This window comes from Miniimonas arenae (assembly GCF_006351005.1).
Lineage (GTDB): Bacteria > Actinomycetota > Actinomycetes > Actinomycetales > Beutenbergiaceae > Miniimonas > Miniimonas arenae.
Map to the genome: position 1 here is coordinate 1 of NZ_VENP01000058.1, position 17,747 is coordinate 17,747.

The 17,747-nt window shown below is 75.9% G+C and carries 19 protein-coding genes and 1 pseudogene; 14 read left to right on the plus strand and 6 right to left on the minus strand.

Features of this window, described 5'->3' with window-relative positions; all coding sequences use genetic code 11:
* Together FH969_RS15850 and FH969_RS12590 are read left to right on the plus strand one after the other, a co-directional pair.
* A partial coding sequence (locus FH969_RS15850) for an HNH endonuclease (RefSeq protein WP_246071926.1) occupies window positions 1–1,457 on the plus strand: 1,457 nt, incomplete at its 5' end.
* 47 nt (window positions 1,458–1,504) lie between these two features.
* Entirely contained in the window at window positions 1,505–2,146 is a 642-nt protein-coding gene (locus FH969_RS12590) for a dihydrofolate reductase family protein (protein ID WP_139987459.1), read from the plus strand.
* A 36-nt stretch (window positions 2,147–2,182) separates the two neighbouring features.
* Here the strand turns inward: FH969_RS12590 and FH969_RS12595 are convergent, their stop codons facing one another.
* Together FH969_RS12595 and FH969_RS12605 are read right to left on the minus strand one after the other, a co-directional pair.
* The gene (locus FH969_RS12595) at window positions 2,183–2,680 is read right to left on the minus strand and encodes a DUF3995 domain-containing protein (protein ID WP_139987460.1); all 498 of its coding nucleotides are present in this window, start codon (window positions 2,678–2,680) and stop codon (window positions 2,183–2,185) included.
* 202 nt (window positions 2,681–2,882) lie between these two features.
* Window positions 2,883–4,148, minus strand: coding sequence for a WS/DGAT domain-containing protein (locus FH969_RS12605; RefSeq protein WP_139987461.1), 1,266 nt, complete (start codon window positions 4,146–4,148; stop codon window positions 2,883–2,885).
* 98 nt (window positions 4,149–4,246) lie between these two features.
* Between FH969_RS12605 and FH969_RS12610 the strand changes: the two genes are divergently transcribed.
* The 4 genes from FH969_RS12610 to FH969_RS12625 all read left to right on the plus strand — a co-directional run bounded on the left by FH969_RS12610 (window position 4,247) and on the right by FH969_RS12625 (window position 6,102).
* The gene (locus FH969_RS12610; protein ID WP_246071928.1) at window positions 4,247–4,600 is read left to right on the plus strand and encodes an ArsR/SmtB family transcription factor; all 354 of its coding nucleotides are present in this window, start codon (window positions 4,247–4,249) and stop codon (window positions 4,598–4,600) included.
* The gene (locus tag FH969_RS12615) at window positions 4,597–5,052 is read left to right on the plus strand and encodes a VOC family protein (protein WP_139987462.1); all 456 of its coding nucleotides are present in this window, start codon (window positions 4,597–4,599) and stop codon (window positions 5,050–5,052) included. Before FH969_RS12610 ends, FH969_RS12615 begins: the two co-directional genes overlap by 4 nt.
* On the plus strand, window positions 5,049–5,597 hold the full coding sequence (locus FH969_RS12620) for an AAA family ATPase (RefSeq protein WP_139987463.1): 549 nt from the start codon (window positions 5,049–5,051) through the stop codon (window positions 5,595–5,597). The genes FH969_RS12615 and FH969_RS12620 overlap by 4 nt, the downstream gene beginning before the upstream one ends.
* Window positions 5,598–5,736: 139 nt before the next feature.
* Window positions 5,737–6,102, plus strand: a complete 366-nt coding sequence (locus tag FH969_RS12625) for a cupin domain-containing protein (RefSeq protein WP_139987464.1) — start codon at window positions 5,737–5,739, stop codon at window positions 6,100–6,102.
* 414 nt (window positions 6,103–6,516) lie between these two features.
* On the opposite strand, the gene FH969_RS12630 is transcribed toward FH969_RS12625, so the two are convergent.
* Window positions 6,517–6,903, minus strand: coding sequence for a DUF1304 domain-containing protein (locus FH969_RS12630; RefSeq protein WP_139987465.1), 387 nt, complete (start codon window positions 6,901–6,903; stop codon window positions 6,517–6,519).
* 89 nt (window positions 6,904–6,992) lie between these two features.
* Here FH969_RS12630 and FH969_RS12635 point away from each other — a divergent pair, with 89 nt between their 5' ends.
* Window positions 6,993–7,841 carry an aminoglycoside phosphotransferase/kinase family protein gene (locus tag FH969_RS12635; RefSeq protein ID WP_180359792.1) on the plus strand — a complete coding sequence of 283 codons (849 nt, stop codon included), beginning with the start codon at window positions 6,993–6,995 and terminating at the stop codon, window positions 7,839–7,841.
* Window positions 7,842–7,924: 83 nt separating this feature from the next.
* Window positions 7,925–9,484 (plus strand): ATP-dependent DNA ligase, encoded by a 1,560-nt coding sequence (locus FH969_RS12640; RefSeq protein ID WP_139987466.1) that lies wholly within the window; start codon window positions 7,925–7,927, stop codon window positions 9,482–9,484.
* A gap of 30 nt (window positions 9,485–9,514) precedes the next feature.
* Here FH969_RS12640 and FH969_RS12645 read toward each other — a convergent pair whose 3' ends face one another.
* Complete coding sequence (locus FH969_RS12645) at window positions 9,515–10,813, minus strand: DNA glycosylase AlkZ-like family protein (RefSeq protein WP_139987467.1); 1,299 nt, start codon at window positions 10,811–10,813, stop codon at window positions 9,515–9,517.
* A gap of 57 nt (window positions 10,814–10,870) precedes the next feature.
* On the opposite strand from FH969_RS12645, the gene FH969_RS12650 reads away from it, so the two are divergent.
* Window positions 10,871–11,575, plus strand: coding sequence for a DNA alkylation repair protein (locus FH969_RS12650; RefSeq protein WP_139987468.1), 705 nt, complete (start codon window positions 10,871–10,873; stop codon window positions 11,573–11,575).
* Window positions 11,572–11,976: a VOC family protein gene (locus tag FH969_RS12655; protein WP_139987469.1), complete on the plus strand. Its 405-nt coding sequence runs from the start codon at window positions 11,572–11,574 to the stop codon at window positions 11,974–11,976. Before FH969_RS12650 ends, FH969_RS12655 begins: the two co-directional genes overlap by 4 nt.
* A 35-nt stretch (window positions 11,977–12,011) precedes the next feature.
* On the opposite strand, the gene FH969_RS12660 is transcribed toward FH969_RS12655, so the two are convergent.
* Window positions 12,012–13,082 carry an NAD-dependent epimerase/dehydratase family protein gene (locus FH969_RS12660; protein WP_180359793.1) on the minus strand — a complete coding sequence of 357 codons (1,071 nt, stop codon included), beginning with the start codon at window positions 13,080–13,082 and terminating at the stop codon, window positions 12,012–12,014.
* 51 nt (window positions 13,083–13,133) lie between these two features.
* Here FH969_RS12660 and arfB point away from each other — a divergent pair, with 51 nt between their 5' ends.
* The 4 genes from arfB to FH969_RS12680 all read left to right on the plus strand — a co-directional run bounded on the left by arfB (window position 13,134) and on the right by FH969_RS12680 (window position 17,385).
* Entirely contained in the window at window positions 13,134–13,598 is a 465-nt protein-coding gene (arfB, locus tag FH969_RS12665; RefSeq protein WP_108718725.1) for an alternative ribosome rescue aminoacyl-tRNA hydrolase ArfB, read from the plus strand.
* Window positions 13,599–14,048: 450 nt separating this feature from the next.
* On the plus strand, window positions 14,049–15,188 hold the full coding sequence (locus tag FH969_RS12670) for an acyl-CoA dehydrogenase family protein (protein ID WP_180359794.1): 1,140 nt from the start codon (window positions 14,049–14,051) through the stop codon (window positions 15,186–15,188).
* Complete coding sequence (locus FH969_RS12675) at window positions 15,182–16,612, plus strand: PIG-L family deacetylase (protein ID WP_139987471.1); 1,431 nt, start codon at window positions 15,182–15,184, stop codon at window positions 16,610–16,612. The genes FH969_RS12670 and FH969_RS12675 overlap by 7 nt, the downstream gene beginning before the upstream one ends.
* Window positions 16,609–17,385: a glycosyltransferase family 2 protein gene (locus FH969_RS12680; RefSeq protein ID WP_246071930.1), complete on the plus strand. Its 777-nt coding sequence runs from the start codon at window positions 16,609–16,611 to the stop codon at window positions 17,383–17,385. The genes FH969_RS12675 and FH969_RS12680 overlap by 4 nt, the downstream gene beginning before the upstream one ends.
* 144 nt (window positions 17,386–17,529) lie before the next feature.
* Here the strand turns inward: FH969_RS12680 and FH969_RS15500 are convergent.
* Window positions 17,530–17,747 (minus strand): annotated as a pseudogene (locus FH969_RS15500) (HNH endonuclease signature motif containing protein); the annotation flags it as partial.

The following is a 17,747-nucleotide window of genomic DNA, read 5'->3' on the forward strand; positions in this document are numbered from 1 at the left end:
GCACCGTGACCCTGCGCCCAGCCCCGGACCTGATGACCTACCTCACCGCCCTGCTGCCGATGAAGGACGGCATCGCCGCCTACACCGCCCTACGCGCCGCCGCCGACACCGCCGTCAGCACCGGACACGCCACCAGCCGCGGCCAGGCCATGGCCGACACCCTCACCACCCGCCTCACCGGGCGCGCCCCCACCGACCCCGTCCCCGTGCACGTCGGACTCGTCATGACCGAGGCCACCCTCCTCGCACCCGAAGGCACACCCGGTGCCGAGGAACCCGCGACCCTCAACACCCCGGGCCTGGCCGGCACACCCGTCCCCGCACCCTGGGCCCGCACCCTCATCCACACCACCCTCACCAGCACACGCTCGAGCAGCACCAGCACCAGCGACGCCGAGAGCAGCACCAGCACCGGCGACGCCGAGAGCAGCAACGGCACCAGCGACGCCGAGAGCAGCACCAGCACCGGCGACGCCGAGAGCAGCACCGCGGCCGCCAACGGCGGCTGCAACGACCGGGAGGTCGGGGTGTGGCTACGCCGCCTGTTCCGCGACCCCAGCACCGGCGAGCTCGCCGCGATGGACTCCCGATCCCGCTGCGCCCCACCCAACCTCGCCCGCTTCATCCGATACCGCGACACGACCTGCCGCACGCCCTGGTGCGACGCCCCGATCCGCCACATCGACCACATCACCCCCGCCAACGTCGACGGACCCACCACCGCCACCAACCTCCAAGGCCTCTGCGAAGCCTGCAACCACGCCAAACAAGCACCCGACTGGACCCAACGCGTCACGGCCGGCGACGGAGCCTCACCCCGAGCCGCCAACATGCCCGACGCCGCCCACGCTCCGACGCACAGCCGCAGCACACCCGACAGCGGCGAAGCGTCGGCGCACAGCCGCAGCACACCCGACAGCGGCGAAGCGTCGATGCGCAGCCGCAGCGACGCACCCGACACGACGACCCGCCACACCGTCGAGACCCGCACCCCCACCGGCCACCGCTACTACTCCACCGCCCCACCCCTGCCCGGGGGAACGGTTGACGCTCGACCGCGGCTGGACGCCGAGCCGGGAGACAGGGCTGAACGGCGTGGTCCGACTGGCCGCAAACGCGACCGCGACCGCGACCGCGAACCAGCAGGTCGGCAGCCGGAGCCGCCTGGCCTGTCGGGCCCCCGGTGCGACACCGCAGTCGCCGCCGAGCGCCGAGTCCCGGCGGCCCCGACCAAGCGCGACGCCGTGGACCAGCCGAGGCCAGCCGCACTCGCGCTGCCCCGACGCACGCCCGTAACGGTGGCCGAGCCGCGCGCCGGCCGGCGGGCAAAGGGGGAGGGGATCCTCGACGGGGAGCTCGACGACGCAGGCCACTCCGACGGCTCGGTTGCCCACGAGATGATCTCCGCCGTCGAGCACTACCTCCGGTGCGCGCTGGAGAACGCGAGGAGCCGATGATGGCCGTCGAGCCGATGACTCCGCCCCCGAGCGAAGGTCCACCCACCATGACGCAGCTGCTCCGAGTCCAGAACTTCACCGTCTCCCGCGACGGTTACGGCGCCGGCGAGGGCCAGAGCCTCGAGCGCCCCTTCGGCACCGCCGATCCCGCCGCCTTCTTCACATGGGCCGGCGCGACCGCCAGCTGGCCCAACCGCACCGACCCGGGCGGCAGCCGCGGCCTCGACGACTACTTCACCCGCGACTTCGGCAACAACATCGGCGCCGAGATCATGGGCCGCAACAAGTTCGCCCCCCTGCGCGGCCCCTGGCTCGACGAGGAGTGGCGCGGCTGGTGGGGCGACGAGCCGCCGTTCCACACCCCGGTCTTCGTCCTGACCCACCACCCGCGACCCTCGTTCAGCCGCGGCGAGACCACGTTCCACTTCGTCGACGACGAGCCCGCCGCCGTCCTCGAGCTCGCCAAGGCGGCCGCGAACGGCAGGGATGTCCGACTCGGCGGCGGCGCCCAGACCGTCCGCGAGTTCCTCGACGCCGACCTCGTGGACGCGATGCACGTCGCCGTCTGCGACGTCGAGGTCGGCGGCGGCTCGCGCCTGTGGACCTCGCCCGACGAGCTCGACGACCGCTTCCACCACGAGGCGATCCCCAGCCCCAGCGGCGTCACGCACCACCTCTTCTGGCGCTGACGGCGCACGACGGCGAGCGACCGGACGAGTCGGCCGCTACGGCGCGCCCGGGCGGCGACGAGCCGCCCGCGTCGCGACCAAGCCCGCCAGCAGGAACCCGCCCCAGAGCGCGAAGAGTGGGTCCCACAGCGCTGCATGACCGATCAGCGCCGCACGGTTGGACGCGGCGGGTGAGTCGACCACGCCGGCCATGGCGAGCCATGCCCCGACCATGTTGGCCAGGCCGTAGAGCAGCAGCACCGTGCCCCCGAGCCAGCACAGCGCGCGCCACCAGCGGTATCCGGGCAGCGGGTGCGACTCGTTGATCAGTGGCCCGACGGCGACCGTGGCCTTCAGCAGGGCGATCGCCAGCAGCGCCACCATCGCCGTCGTCGGCGCCGCGCGGTACCAGTCCAGAGCCCACTGCCCGACCGTCTCGGCCAGCCACGTGCCGCCGAAGGCCCAGTACGCGCTGAACGCGGCATGCACCAGGCCGCACGCCGCGGCGAGCACCAGCCATCGTCGGCCCGAGGACGCGACGGGGAGTGCGCTCATCCGCGCAGTATGACGCCGGTGCGTCCGTCGCGCTGTCGCCGTCTGCGACGTCGCGGTCGGCGGCGGCTCACGCCTGTCGGCCTCGCCCGACGAGCTCGACGACCGACTCCACCACGAGGCGATCCCCACCCCCAGCGGCGTCACGCACCACCTCTTCGGGCGCATACCGCGCACGACGGCGAGCCACCGCAGCGCGGTCGGCTCACCAGTCGTCGTCGCGGAGGCTCCCCGGCGCGACGCGTTCGACAGCCGCGCGGGCGACGCGGCGCACACCCTCGGCGGAGAGCGCCGTCGGGTCGATCCGCAGGGTGAGGACGAGCTGCGTCCCGTAGCTGAGGGCCGCGGCGACCACCGGGATGTTCCCTGCCGCGGGAGTCAGGGGCACGATCGTCCGCACGCGCGAGCCACACACCTCCACCGAGCCCACCGGCCCGTGGACGTTGGTGAGCAGCGTCGTGATCTGCCGCTGACGCGCCATCAGCGGCCGGAGCAGCCCAAGGCGCGCAAGCGCTACCGTCACCGGCGCCGTGAGCCGGGCGGGGCTGTCGTCGACGAGCAGCGCCTTGCGCCGGCGCGTCCGCGCCGCGATCCGCGAGATGTACGACGTGGCCGTCTCGCCGGTCGCCGGCGCCGGTACCGCGACTCGCAGCAGCCCGACCGTGTTGCGGCGTCGCCGACTCCCGCCCCACATCACCGGGACCGACACCGTGACGTGGCGAAGGCGCTCGCCGCGCTCCCGGGCTAGTGCGCCGTGCAGGAGCGCGACGGCGGCGAGCAGGACGTCGTTCACGGTGCCGCCCGCGCGGCGTCCGGCGGCGTGCACGGCCTCGAGGTCGAGGCGCAGCACCACGAGCTCACACCCGGGCGCGATGGGACGCAGCAGCGAGGTCCGGGGGGAGCGTGGCGCGAGAGCGGCGACGAGTCCGACGCCTGGCGGCATCCACCGTGCCGAGCGTCCGAAGCCTGCTGTGCCGAGGTGCCTCGAGGAGAGCGCCCCGCCGTCGTCGACGGCGCGGACCGGAATGTCGGCGAGGAGGTGCAGGATCTCGGCGATCGCCGTCGGGCCGTCGGCCACCGCGTGGTGGACGCGCACGACGAGCCACCGCCCCGCGCCCGGCGGGTCGTCCGGGTCGGCGACGAGGGTGAGCTGCCAGAGCGGGCGGCGGGGATCGAGGTCGCGGCACAGCAGGCCCGCGGTGGCGGCGAGGGGACCGCCGTCGAGAGGGGCGAGGTCGACGTGCGACCCGAGGTCTCCCGCGGCCGGGAGCCAGTGCGGTCGACCACCCGGGTCGACGAGCACGCGTCGCAGGCTCGGCACGTCCAGCGCTCGCGTCGTCACCCGCTCGCGCAGGCGAGCCAGGGGCACGGCGTCCGCCAGAGACAGGATCGCGCCGACGAACCGGGGATCGGGACCGACGTCCGAGGCGAGCTCCGCGCGTTCCGACCACGTCAGGGGGACGCCCGTCACCGCTCGAGTCTCGCACCGCGGGCGGGCGCCCGTCCCGTGTTCACTCGACGATCACGCGGTGCTGGACAGGCAAGCACGCACTTGCCTATCGTGTGGATGTGGTCGACGACGACGCCGAGCTGTTCCGGGCCCTGGCAGACCCGACGCGTCGCCTGATCATGGACGAGCTCGCCCAGCGTCCCGACCAGACGCTGTTCGAGATCTGCTCGCGCCTCGTCATGAACCACGCCGTCTCGATCTCCCGCCAGGGCGTGTCCCAGCACCTCGACGTGCTCGAACGCGCCGGCCTGGTGAGGACCGAGCGGCGCGGTCGCTACAAGCTGCACACCCTGACCCCCGCACCGCTCGAGCGGATCACCACCCGGTGGCCGCCGACGGGTTCCGCAAGCCCGCCGCCGCCTTCGCCAGCCGGACCACCCCCGTCACCCCCGTCACCCCAGGAGCACCCATGAGACTGCAGGCCGCGACGATCTTCGTCGACGACCAGGCCCACGCCGCCGACTTCTACACCCGCGTCCTCGGCTTCGAGGTCACCGCCGACGTCCCGCTGGGGGAGGCACGCTGGCTCACGGTCGCCGAGCCCGGCAACCCCGGCGCCACGAACATCTCGCTCGAGCCCAAGGGTCACCCCGCGGCCGTTGCCTACGCCGCCGCGCTGCTGGAGGACGGCATCCCCTGCTGCCAGCTCGGCGTCGCCGACCTCGCCGCCGAGCACGAGCGGCTCACCGCCCTCGGCGTCGTCTTCACCCAGCCGCCCACCGACTTCGGCCCGGTCACCGTCGCGGTGCTCGACGACACCTGCGGCAACCTCCTCCAGCTCGCGCAGGTGAACGCGCAGTCTGAGCCAGGGGCCGACGGCGAGCCCGACACCTCGGGCGACGCCTCACCCGACACTCAGGCATGACCGCACGCCTCGTCCTCGTCCAGGGGCCGATAGCGGTCGGGAAGAGCGCGCTCGCCCGCGCGCTGACCGAGCGGCTGCGGCGCGACGGCGCCCGCGTGGCGCTCGTCGAGCTCGACCAGATCGCGGAGATGGCGCTGCCGACCCTCCCGGACTGGGAGGACGCGCATCGCATCTTCCGCTCGGTCGTCGCGCAGTGGCTCGGCACGCCGCTGGACGTCGTCGTCGCCGAGGGCGTCGGCAGCCCCGAGGAGGCCGCCGCCCTGCACGCGGCGGTCGCCGACGCTCGCGGTGACGCGGCCGACGCCGAGCCCACCTTCTCCCTCGTCCTCACCGTCGCGTACGCAACCGCCCTCGAGCGCGCGCTCGCCGACCCCACCCGGGGGGTCTCACGCGACCCGGCGTTCTTGCGCCGCGAGTACGACCGGTGGGACCGGGTGCGCGACGAGATGCCCGCCGACCTGCGGCTCGACACGTCCGAGGCGTCGCTCGAGGAGTGCGTCGAGGGGGTCCTCGGCTGCCTGGTGGCTGGGCCCGAGCCGGCCTAGCCGCGGGGCCCGCCGGGCGCTGCCGGTCCCGCCCCGGGCCGGCTCGGCCCCACCGGTCGCGTCGGGTCTACCGGGCCCGCCCGGCCCGTGCGACCCGGGCGGGCGATGTCGGACCTGGCGGCGTGGCTACGGTGGGCCGGTGACCCGTGATGTCCGGAATGTGCACGACGCCCTCGCCGCCTTCTCCGAGCCGTGGCAGCCACACCGGCTGACCAGCGTCAACGACTACGACGTCAAGGTGGTGAAGCTGCTGGGTGAGTTCGTCTGGCACAGCCACCCCGAGACCGACGAGCTGTTCCTCGTGGTGAGTGGGCAGCTGACGATCCAGCTGCGCGGCCGCGACGTCGTCCTCAACTCGAACGACGTGTTCGTGGTGCCGCGCGGTGTCGAGCACTGCCCCAGGGCCGAGAGTGAGGTGCAGGCGATCCTCATCGAGCCGCGCGGCACCATGAACACCGGGGACGCCGGAGGAGAGCGGACCGCGGAGGTTCAGGAGCTCGGCTGACCAGGCTCCGGCGTGCTCGGGAACGTTCGGGTGCCTCGTCAGGCAGCGGACGGGCGCCTCCCCCGCGCGGGTGCGGTACGGATTGACTGGAGGCCCGTCCACATTGACTGGTCAGATGGGTCCGGGCGCCGACGGTGTTTCCGGCCCCGAGCATCGCCGCAGGTCAGGGGCCTGTCGCGAGAACGGCGTCGGAGCGCGCGAGACCTGACCAGTCAATGTGCCGAGGCGACCAGTCAGAACGCACGGCGGTCAGCACCAGGCCGGCCGTCGGACGGCCCCGACAGGGCCGCGAGCAGCCCGGCGAGCGGCGCCGGTACGTCCGCGACCGGCACGGCGCGGGCGAGCAGCTCCCCGTACCGCCGCTTGTTCCCGCTGCGGCCGGCGAAGAACCGCGCGAGCCGCTCGCCCGTCCTTTCAGGCGGCCAGCGCCACCACGGTCGCCACGACGGCGAGCAGCGGGAGTGTCCCCTGTGTCACCGCAGCGCGGCGCTTGTCGGGCGAGGAGAGCAGCAGCACCAGCGCCGCGGCGAGCATGCACCCGGTGCCGGCGAGCACGAGGGTGAGGCCCGCCGTCGTGCGTCCCGAGGCCGCGAGCACGATGCCGACGATGGCGAGCACCGCGAGGAAGAGGTTGTAGAAGCCCTGGTTGTACGCCATCTCGCGGTTCGCCTCCGCCTGCTCGGGCGTGGTGCCGAACGTGGCGCGGGCGCGCGGTCCGGTCCACGCGACACTCTCGAGGTACCAGATGAACACGTGCAGCGCGGCGGCGAGACCGCCCAGGACGAGAGCGACGGCGAGCACGAGTGGCCTCCGGTCGTGAGTGCGGGTGAGATGACGCCTGCAGTCTTCCACCCGCGCTCCGACGCTCGCGGGTGCGGGATCCTGGACGGGTGACCGCACCACTCCCGCTCCCGTTGCGCAGCCTGCCCTCGCCGGAGGTCCTGGACCGGTTCGCGGTGCCCGACGACGTCGAACGCCTCCCCGGCGGTCAGGGCGGCACCGTCCGCGCGGGCGACCTCGCGCTCAGCCCCGACCGCGACCCCGCGCTGCAGTCCTGGCTCAGCCCCGTCCAGGCGCGCCTGGCCTACGAGCTCGACCTGGCCCCCGGGCGCCGCCCGCTCCGCCTCGCGATGCCGGTCCCGGCGCGGGACGGGGAGTGGGTGGTGCAGGGCTGGGCGGCCACGCGCTTCGAGCCCGACGCCGAGGCGTGCCACGACCTCGACGTCGCCCTCGCCGCGGGTCGCCTCCTCCACGCGCACCTCGCCTCGGCCGTGCCGGCCCGTCCCGACGGCGCCCCGCTGCCCGCCCTGTCCCTGCCCCCCGCGTCGGGAGCGAGCCGGTGGGACCGCGCCGAGGCCGTCGCGTTCGCGCCGGCTGCCGCACTCCCGGACCTCCTCCCGGCGACGCTCGCCGACCTGGCGCCGTTGATGACCGACGTCTCCCTCGGCCCCGACCAGCTCGTGCACCGCGACCTCGCCTCGAACGTCCTCCTCGACGCGCGAGGATCCGCGCTCGTCATCGACCTCGCGCCCACCTGGCGCCCCGCGCTGTGGGCCGATGCGATCTGCGTGCTCGACTCCGTGACCTGGCTCGGCGCCCCGGCCGCGGCGCTGCGCGGGTGGGGGTCCGGCCGCGCGCGCCAGGCCATGCTGCGGGCGCTGGTCTTCCGCGTGCTCAGCGACGAGCCCGCCCGGCGGGCGCCGTACTCGGCGGCGCTCCACGCCGTCGGGCCCCGGTAGGGCGCCAGAGCTCGTGGCCGGGAACGCTCGCCCACCCATCCCGACCCTTCCGGAGCCCGCCGCCCCGGGGTACGTTCGCGCGCGTGCTCCTCCTCGCGATCGTCCGGGCGTCGACCGCCGTCGCCGCCACGCCGTCGCGGCTGGCCAAGCGCGCGATCCTCGCGGACGTCCTGCGCCTGGCCGAGCCCGAGGAGATCGACCTCGTCGCCACGTACCTCGCGGGGTCGCTGCGGCAGCGCCGCACCGGCGTGGGGTGGGCGTCGCTCGCCGCGCTGCCGGACCCCGCGCCCCAGCCCACCCTCGAGGTGCGCGACGTCGACGCCCGCCTCGAGCGCATCGCCGCCGAGTCCGGCGCGGGCTCGAGCGCCCGGCGCGACGCCGCCCTGACGGACCTCCTCGAGGCGGCGACGTCGGCGGAGCAGCAGTACCTGCGCGCGCTCGTGCTGGGCGACGTGCGCCAGGGCGCCTCGGCGTCGCTCGTGCAGGACGCGCTCGCGGCCGCGTTCGAGGTGCCGCTCGCGCTGGTGCGCCGCGCCGCCATGCTCGCGGGCTCGACGGCGAGCGCCGCGCGGGCGGTCGCGGCCGGCGGGCAGGCCGCGCTCGAGGCGATCGGGCTCACCGTCGGCGTCCCGGTCGAGCCCATGCTGGCCGCCGCCGCGCCGAACCCGAGCGACGCCGTCGCGAAGTCCGGCCTGCCCGCGTTCGTCGACGCCAAGCTCGACGGCATCCGCGTGCAGGTCCACCGCTGGCCGGGGGACGGCACGACTGGCGCAGCCGGCGCGGACGAGGTCCGGCTGTTCACCCGCAGCCTCGACGACATCACCGATCGACTGCCGGAGGTCGTGGCGCAGGCCCGGGCGCTGCCGGAGTCGACGTTCGTGCTCGACGGCGAGGTGATCGCCCTGCGGCCCGACGGCCGCCCCGTGCCCTTCCAGCTCATCGCGGCGCGCACCGCCACGACCGACGCGGAGGCGGCCGCGGGCCTGCCCGTTGCGCTCTTCGCGTTCGACGTGCTCCACGTGGCCGGCCGCGACCTGCTCGACGAGCCGCTGCACGTGCGCGCCGAGGCCCTCGCCGCCCTCGTCCCGCCCGAGCTCACGGTGCCGCGCGAGGTCGTCACGACGGCGGAGCGCGCCGCCGAGGTCTTCGCCCGCGCGGTCGGGGTCGGCTGGGAGGGTGTGGTCGTCAAGCGCCGGGACGCGCCGTACGCGGCCGGTCGCCGCGACTCGGCCTGGGTCAAGGTCAAGCCGCGGCACACGTTCGACCTCGCCGTCGTCGGCGCCGAGTGGGGGTACGGGCGGCGCACCGGCTGGCTCTCGAACCTCCACCTCGCGGCGCGCGACGGCGCAGGGAACCTCGTGATGCTCGGCAAGACCTTCAAGGGGCTCACCGACGCGATGCTGACGTGGCAGACCGCCGAGCTGCTTGCGCGCGAGTCGCGGCGGACCGCCTCGACGGTGTTCGTCGACCCGCCGCTCGTCGCCGAGATCGCGATCGACGGCGTCCAGGTCTCCACGCGCTACCCCGGCGGCGTCGCGCTGCGGTTCGCGCGGGTGCTGCGCTACCGCGACGACAAGACGGTGGCCGACGTCGACCTGCTCGCCGACGTCGCGGCGCTCTCGCCGGTGATCGACGGGAGCTGAGGCCGCGCGACGCGCGGCGGGTCCGCGCGCTCAGGGCTCGACGGCGAGCTCCAGCTCGAGCTCCGACGCCTCGCCCAGGGCGCGGCCGAGTCGCGCCACCTCCGCGGCGAGCGCGGCCTCCGGCGCGGCGCCGCTCTCGGCGAACCAGGTCACGACGATCCGCGTCCGACCCCGCTCTCGGACGCGGCGCCACGCTCCCGTGACGATGCCGTCGCGGATCACGAGCGGACTGCCGCGGGTGGCCAGCGCGCGCCGGGCGGGCGGGACGACGAGGGCGTCCGCGGTCCCGGGCCCGAGGGTCCACGGGTCGTACGCGGGCAGGAGACGCACGACGGCGGTGCCGTCGAAGCTCGAGCCGCCCGCGCTGCCCCCGCCGACCCTGCCGCCCGCGCCAGCCGTACCGCCACAGCCGCCCGAGTCGGCGGGGCGCACGCCCGCAACCCCACGCATCTGCTCAAGGTCGGCCGAACGCACGAGGCGAGGCTCGCCGTCGAGCATCACCTCGGTGACCTGGTCGCCGAGCTCGGCGACCCACGTGCGGAGCCGGCGGCGCGGCACGCTCAGCCCTTCGGTGAGCCAGTAGTCGAGGTTCGCCCAGGTGGCGGGGCCGTAGGAGGCGAGGTAGCGCAGCACGCTGCGGCGGCCCGCGGCGTCGATCGCCGCGTCCGAGAGCGACTCCTCGAGGTCCGACGGGGCCGTCGTGGCAAGGCGGAAGGTGGTGAGGCCGTCTCGGTCGGGGCCGAAGCAGACGTCGCGCCACCAGTGCAGCGGCTTGATCAGGGCGTCGGAGCCGGCACCGCTCGCCGCGGCCTGCGCCAGGTGCGCGAGGTCAGGCGTGCGCGCGAGGTGGTCGGCGAGCTCGGGCCGGATGAGCGGCCCGTCGGCGAGCGCGTCGCGCACGGCCGCGCGCAGCGGCGCCCAGTCCGCGAGGGCGAAGTGGACCTGCGCCTGGTAGCGCGCGGTCTCCCAGATCCGCGTGGTGCAGCGGACGGTGAGGAGGTCGGCCGCGTCGTCGGGCGCCATGAGGTAGGAGCCGCCACGGAACGCGTACGCCCGCACGAGCGTGCCGGCGGCCAGGGCGCGATCGAGCGTGCCGGCGTCGGCCGCCCCGTCGTCACCGCCCGCGGGCACCGTCAGCGGCACCGCCAGCCGCACCGCGACCGACGCCTCGGCGGCCTCGCGCGGCCAGGCGCGCTGCGCGACGACGCGACGCACGACGTCGACGGCGTCCGTCCCGGCGACCGGAGCCAGGGCGTGCCGCTCCAGCCGCCAGTCGAGCGCGCGGGCGACGTCGAGCGCACCCCCGCTCGTGACGTCGCCCTCGGTCATCGGCCCAGTGTGGCCGTTTCCGCCCGCGCGGCCCAGCCTCTGCCCTACCGTCCGGTCATGACCCCGCCGTCGCCGCTGCCCTCCTCGCTGGCCGACACGATCCGCGCCGCGCTCGTCGCCGCGCGCAACCCGGAGAAGGCGCCTGGCATGCAGGCGTACATGAAGTCGACGATGCCGTTCCTCGGCGTCGGACTGTGGGACACCCGGAAGATCACCCTGGCGATCGCGCGAGCCGCGCAGCCGGCGCCCGACGCGGACGAGGTGCGCGACGCCGTCGTCGATCTGTGGTGCGGCGCGGACTGGCGCGAGGAGCGCTACGCGGCGCAGGCGCTGCTCACGCTGCCGGTGGCGCGGGCGCGGCTGGACTGGCTCGACCTGCACCGCGAGATCATCGTGACGGGCGACTGGTGGGACCACACCGACGAGGCGATGCACCGGATCGGGGAGCTGCTGGTGGCGCATCGCGCGGAGATGACGCCCGTGCTGCTCGCGTGGAGCCGGGAGCCGAACCGGTGGTTGCGGCGCAGCGCCGTGATCGCGCAGCTCGAGCAGAAGGCGGCGACCGACACGGACCTGCTCACCGCCGTGATCGAGGCGAACGAGGCCGACCCCGACTTCTTCCTGCGCAAGGCGATCGGCTGGGCGCTGCGGCAGTACTCCAGGACCGACCCGGACTGGGTGCGGGCGTTCGTCGAGGCGCACCCGGGGCTGAGCCCGCTGTCGCGTCGCGAGGCGATCAAGCATCTATCGTCTCCCGCATGACCGGCCTCACGCCCTACCTGTCGCTGCCCGGCACCGCCCGCGGCGCGCTCGAGCACTACCGCGACGTGTTCGGGGGCGAGCTCGTGCTGCACACGTACGAGGACTTCGGGCGCACCGACGGTCCGCCGGACGCGATTGCGCACGGGATGCTCCAGGGGCCTGTGGAGCTGTTCGCCTCCGACGCCGCGGTCGCCTCGGTTGGCGAGCCGGCCGAGGTGCCCTCGGGCGTGCTGTTCGCCCTGCTCGGCACCGCCGATCCCACGACCATGCGCGCCTGGTTCGCCGCCCTGGCCGAGGGCGGCACGGTGACCGACCCGCTGCAGCGCCGCGCCTGGGGCGACCACGACGGTCAGGTGACCGACCGGTTCGGCATCCGCTGGCTCGTCGGGTTCCACGAGTAGCCGGCGCGCGGCGCTCGCCAGCTGGTCGGCGCTGGTCAGCGCGGGTCGTTCGCGGCGAGCACGACGGCGAGCTCCCGCGCCTGCCGGTCCACCACCTCCGCGATCGCGTCCTCGGCGGCGTCGGCCGCGAGCAGCTCGGGCGGGAGGTCGGTGTCGACGCCGAGCCGCCGCACGGGCATCGCGTCGACGGTCTCGGCGACCATGGACGCGAGGGTGCCGGCCGGCTCGTGCCCGAGCAGCCGCACCGCCTTGGCGCAGGAGTAGGGCCGGTGGAACGCGAACTGTGCCGCGGTCCCGAGGGCGTCGCGGACCACGGTCGAAGGCACCGGAAGCAGTCGCGGCGTGACGCCGAGGTGCGCGGCGATCGCCTCGAGGTAGCGCCGCATCGTGGTGATCTCGCCGCCGACGGCGTTGACCACCTCGCCGTCCGCCCGCGGTGCGGTGAGACTCGCCTGGACCCAGGCGGCGACGTCGCCGGCCCAGACCGGCGTGATGACGCCGCGTCCGCCGTCCAGCACCGCGACCGGGCGCCCGGCGCACAGCCGGGCGACCACGTGCTCGGTCCGCCCCCACAGCCCCGCGGTGCGGAACCCGCGGCCCAGCATGTGGCTCGGGCGCACGATGGTCGCGCGCGGCCCGACGGCGTCCAGCAGCGTGCGCTCGGCCGCGAGCTTGCCGCGGGCGTACGGCGTGACGGGCGCGGGCTCGCGCTCCTCGGTGACCGGCTCGGCACCGACCTCCTCGCCGTAGACGTCGACGGTGCTGATCAGGACGACGCGGCGCGCGCTCGCGCTGACCTGCGCGAGGAGCCGGGCGCCCGCGGCGTCGAAGCAGATCGCGTCCACGACGGCGTCCGGCGCGAACGCCTCGACCTCGCGCTGGTGACTCGCGAGGGTCGCGCGGTCGGCCTGGAGCCACGTGAGGGCGCCGGGTCGCCCGGCGTCCGTGCGCTCGGTGGTCCGGTCGGTCCGCTGGCCGGCCTGCTGGTCGGCCGGCGTGGCCCGCTGCCCCCGCGAGACCACCATGACGTCGTCGCCCGAGGCGAGGCACGCCGCGGTGACCCGCGAGGCGAACGCGCCGGTGCCGCCGATGACCAGGACCTTCATGCGCGCTCCACCCGGCGAGCCTACGGCGGGCGCTCCCGCGGAAGCGCCCCGATGGCGGACCATGGTGGCGTGCCCGACGCCGCCGGATCGCCCGGCCTCCGCGTGACGGCCGCGCTCACGATTCCCGACGGCGAGCTGCGGTGGCGCTTCTCGCGCGCCTCGGGTCCGGGCGGCCAGGGCGTCAACACGACCGACTCGCGGGTCGAGCTGTCCTGGGACGTCGCCGCGTCGAGTGCGCTGAGCGAGCTCCAGCGCGACCGAGCGCTCGAGCGGCTGGCGGGCCGGCTCGTGCGCGGGGTGCTCACGGTGGTGGCGTCCGAGGATCGCGCGCAGCTGCGCAACCGTGAGGCGGCGCGGCGCCGGCTGGCCGCGCTCGTCGCCGAGGCCGTCGCGCCGCCGCCGCGCGCTCGACGCGCGACCCGACCGACCCGTGGCTCGCAGGCACGCCGGCTCGAGGCGAAGAAGCTGCGCGGCTCGGTCAAGCGCGACCGCCGGCGCCCCCGCAACGGCGACTGACCTGCGGAGGTCAGGCGCTCCGGACGGATTGACTGGTCGCCCCGACGAGTTGACTGGTCAGATCTTCGCGAACGGCCACTGTTCCCGGCCCGAGGGCTGTGACCTGCGGTGACGCGGTGAGGCGCGCAGCCATCGGGCTCTGGACCAGTCAATCCGTCGGAGCGACCAGTCACAGCGACAGCCACCCGGTGGTCCAGGGGCCCTGGGACCGGCTTCCAGGGGCCTGGCGGCCAGTCGACACCTCGCGCCGGTGGCGGCCAGTCGGCACCTCGCGCCGGTGGCGGCCAGTCGGCACCTCGCGCCGGTGGCGGCCAGTCGGCACCTCGCGCCGGTGGCCCCTGTCACTGCCACCCGTGTGGAGGTAGCGTGCCGACAGGTCCGCGCGGTGCGCTGGGACGTCACCGCCGGGAGTGCACGAGGCGGCCCACCACGAGCGCCAGGAGGTTCGCGATGCCACGCCACGCCGTCGTCCGGCTCGCTCCGAGCCACGCCGGCACGTCCGCCGACCAGCCCGGACACCATCCGGGCGACCTCTCGATGCACCTGCCCGACCCCCTGCCCGACACCGTCGACGACGCGCTCGTCCTCGCCCCGGCGTGGGCGCGCGAGGGTTGGCGGCCCGGCGAGGGCCGCACCCTCGCCCTCTGGGAGCTGCTCGCCACCCTGGCGGCGCGCGACCTCGCCGTCGCGCGCGCCGTCGAGCCGCACCTGGACGCCGCCGCGATCCTCGACCAGGCCGGCACCCCGCGCAGCGAACTGCCCGGCGGCGCGGCGCGCGGCGACGCCTCGTGGGGCGTGTTCGCGGCCGAGGGCCCCGGCGTGCGTGTGGTCGCCACGCCCACGCCCGACGGCGAGCACGCCGTCCGCCTCGACGGCACCAAGCCGTGGTGCTCGCTCGGGCACCGGCTCGACGCCGCACTCGTGACCGCGTGGCTGGACGGGGACCGCCGCGGCCTGTTCGCGGTCGACCTGCACCACCCGGGCGTCAGCCCGGACGGGACGCAGTGGGCCGCCCGCGGGCTCACCGAGATCCGCTCGACCGGCCTGCGGTTCGACGGCGTCGGGGCGGCCGCCGTGGGTGAGGCCGGCTGGTACCTGCACCGGCCCGGCTTCTGGTGGGGTGGGCTCGGTGTGGCCGCGTGCTGGTACGGCGGAACGGTCGGCGTCGCCCGCGCCCTGTGGCGGCGGGCGGCCGAGACCGCTGCGCGTGGCGACGGCTCGTCGCTCGACGACGCGCTGCTCGCGGCCGCGCTCGGCGCCGTCGACCGTCGACTGCACGCCGCCAGGGCCGTGCTCGCCGAGGCCGCCGCCGCCGTGGACGCGGGGGCAGCCGACACGGCCGGCCCGATCCTCGCCCTGCGGGTGCGCGGCACCGTGGCGCAGGTCTGCGAGGACGTGATCTCCGCCGTCGGGCACGCGCTCGGCCCGGCGCCGCTCGCGACCGACGCCGAGCACGCCAAGCGCGTCGCGGACCTGCAGCTCTACGTGCGCCAGCACCACGCCGAGCGCGACGACGCCTCCCTGGGGCGCAAGCTCGTCGCCGAGGCTGCCACGGAGGCCCACCCCGCCCCCGAGGCGGCGCCGTGGTGACCGCCCCGGCCGGCACGGCGAGGCCGCCCGCGTTCGACGGCCGCGCCCCCGGCACGCCGGCACAGGCGTGGCAGGCCGACCCTCGCTGGGCCGACCTGCCCGCGCCGCGCCTGCCGCTGACGGGCACGGTCGTGGTGATCGCCGCGCACCCCGACGACGAGACGCTCGGCGCCGGCGGCCTCGTCGCCATGCTCGCCGACGCCGGTCGACCGGCGCACGTCGTCGTCGTCACCGACGGCGCCGCCTCGCACCCGGACTCGCCCACGCTGACCCCCGCCGCGCTCGTGGCGAGGCGTGCGGCGGAGGTGCGGGACGCCGTCGGGCACCTCTCGCCGGACTCCCCGGTGACCCTGCTCGGCCACCCCGACGGCGCGACCGACGAGGTGCGCGACGCGATCCGCAGCGACCTCGCCGCCGCGCTCGACGCCGTGGGCGACCTCGCGCTCGTGCTCGCGCCCTACCGCGGCGACGCGCACCGCGACCACCGCGTGGTCGGCGAGGTCGCCGCCGAGCTCGCCGAGCAGCGCGGCGTGCTGCTGTGGGAGTACCCGATCTGGCTGTGGCACTGGGCCGACCCCGCGCACGAGCTCGTCCCCTGGTCGCGGCTGCGGGCCCTGCCGCTGAGCGCGTCCGCCGCCCTGCGCACCGTGCGCGCCACGCGCGCGCACGCCAGCCAGGTCGTCCCGCTGTCGGCCGACCCGCGCGACGCCGCGCCGCTGCACCCCGCGTTCGTGGCGGGCCTCGACCGCGACGTCGCGCTCGTCGTCGTGCCCGACGGCGAACCCACCGCCGCGCCCGACGCCGGCCTTGCCGCGGACTACTTCGACGGCACGTACTCCCGGCACGAGGACCCGTGGGGCTTCGTCGACCGCTGGTACGAGGAGCGCAAGCGCGCGCTCACGCTCGCGGCCCTGCCCGCCGCGCGGTACCGCCGCGCGCTGGAGCTCGGCGCCTCGATCGGGGTGCTCACCGCCGAGCTGGCGCAGCGGTGCGGCGAGCTCGTGGCCACCGACACGGCGCTCGCGGCCGTGGAGCGCGCCCGGCACCGGATCCAGCAGCGGCTCGGACCCGCCTCGGCGCGCGTCGACGTGCTCCAGCACGACCTGCGCGACCCGCTGCCGCCGGGTGCGTTCGACCTCGTGGTGCTCTCCGAGGTCGGCTACTACCTGTCCCGGCCCGCGCTGCGCGGCGCGGTGCGGCGGCTGCTCGCGGCGCTCGAGCCCGGCGGCACGCTGCTCGCCTGCCACTGGCGCCACCCGGTGACCGACTACCCCCTGACCGGAGACGAGGTGCACCGGATCCTCGCCGAGGAGCTCGCCGGTTCCCTGCGCCGCCTGGTCCGACACGAGGAGGACGACCTGCTGCTCGAGGTGTGGTGCGCCGACCCCCGGTCCGTCGCGCAGCGGACGGGGCTGGTTCCGTGAGCGCCGAACGCGTGCCCGACGTCGAGGCGAGCGACGCGCTGTCGGCGTCGCCCGCCGTCGTGCGTGCGTTCCCCGAGCCGCTGCCGATCCGGCACGTGGCCGTGGTGGTGCCCGCGCGCGACGAGGAGGCGCTGCTCGCGCGGTGCCTCGACGCGCTCGTGGCCGCCCTGGAGCCACCGGGCGTGAGCGTCGAGCTCCTGCTCGTGCTGGACCGGTGTCGTGACGGGAGCGCCGCCGTCGCGTCGCGCTACCCGCGGGTCCGGGTGCTCGCGCTCGACGCCGACGCCCGTGGCGACGTCGGGCGGGCGCGGGCCGAGGGCGTGGCCGCGGCGCTGCGCCGCAGCCCCGCGCCCCCGTCCGCGACGTGGCTCGCGTGCACCGACGCCGACTCGGTGGTCCCGGCGACCTGGCTGCGCACGCACGCGCGACTCGCCGACGACGGTGCCGACCTCGTGATCGGCACCGTGCGGCCGGACCCGGCCGATCTCACGTCCGAGCAGCTGGCGGCGTGGGCTGCCACGCGGGTGGCCGGCCGGCCGAACGGGCACGTGCACGGCGCGAACCTCGGCGTGCGCGCGAGCGTCTACCTGGCCGCGGGCGGGTTCGGGCCCGCGAGCGAGCATGAGGACGTCGAGCTCGTGGCGCGCGCCCGGCGCCTCGGCGGCGTCCGCGAGGTGCCCTCGGACGAGGTCGACGTGCTCACGTCGGGCCGCCGGGTCGGGCGGACGCCGGGTGGGTACGCGGGGTACCTCCGGGAGCGGTTCGGGGCCTGACGACGCGGGGCTGGGCCTGGCGACGCGGGCTTGGCCCTGAGGACGCGGGCCGACCGGGTGAGCGCCGACCGGCTCCGCGCCCGGGCCGGCGCCGGCCGAGACGGCTGCGCGCCGCCCGACAGCAGCCTGCCGGACGACCGCTTGTCAGATCCCGCGGTGGTACGGGTTGGTGATCAGCCGTGGGGTCACGGGCCACGGCGGGGTGAAAGTGAGGCGTCCGTGGTCGTCGCGGGTGCAGGTCCAGTCCCCGCAATGGATCGCGTGATGGTGTGCCGGGCACAGGAGAGCGCTGTGGTCGAGGTCGGTGTGTCCGCCGCGCCACCACTCGACGAGGTGGTGTGCCTCGCACCACGTGGCGGGGA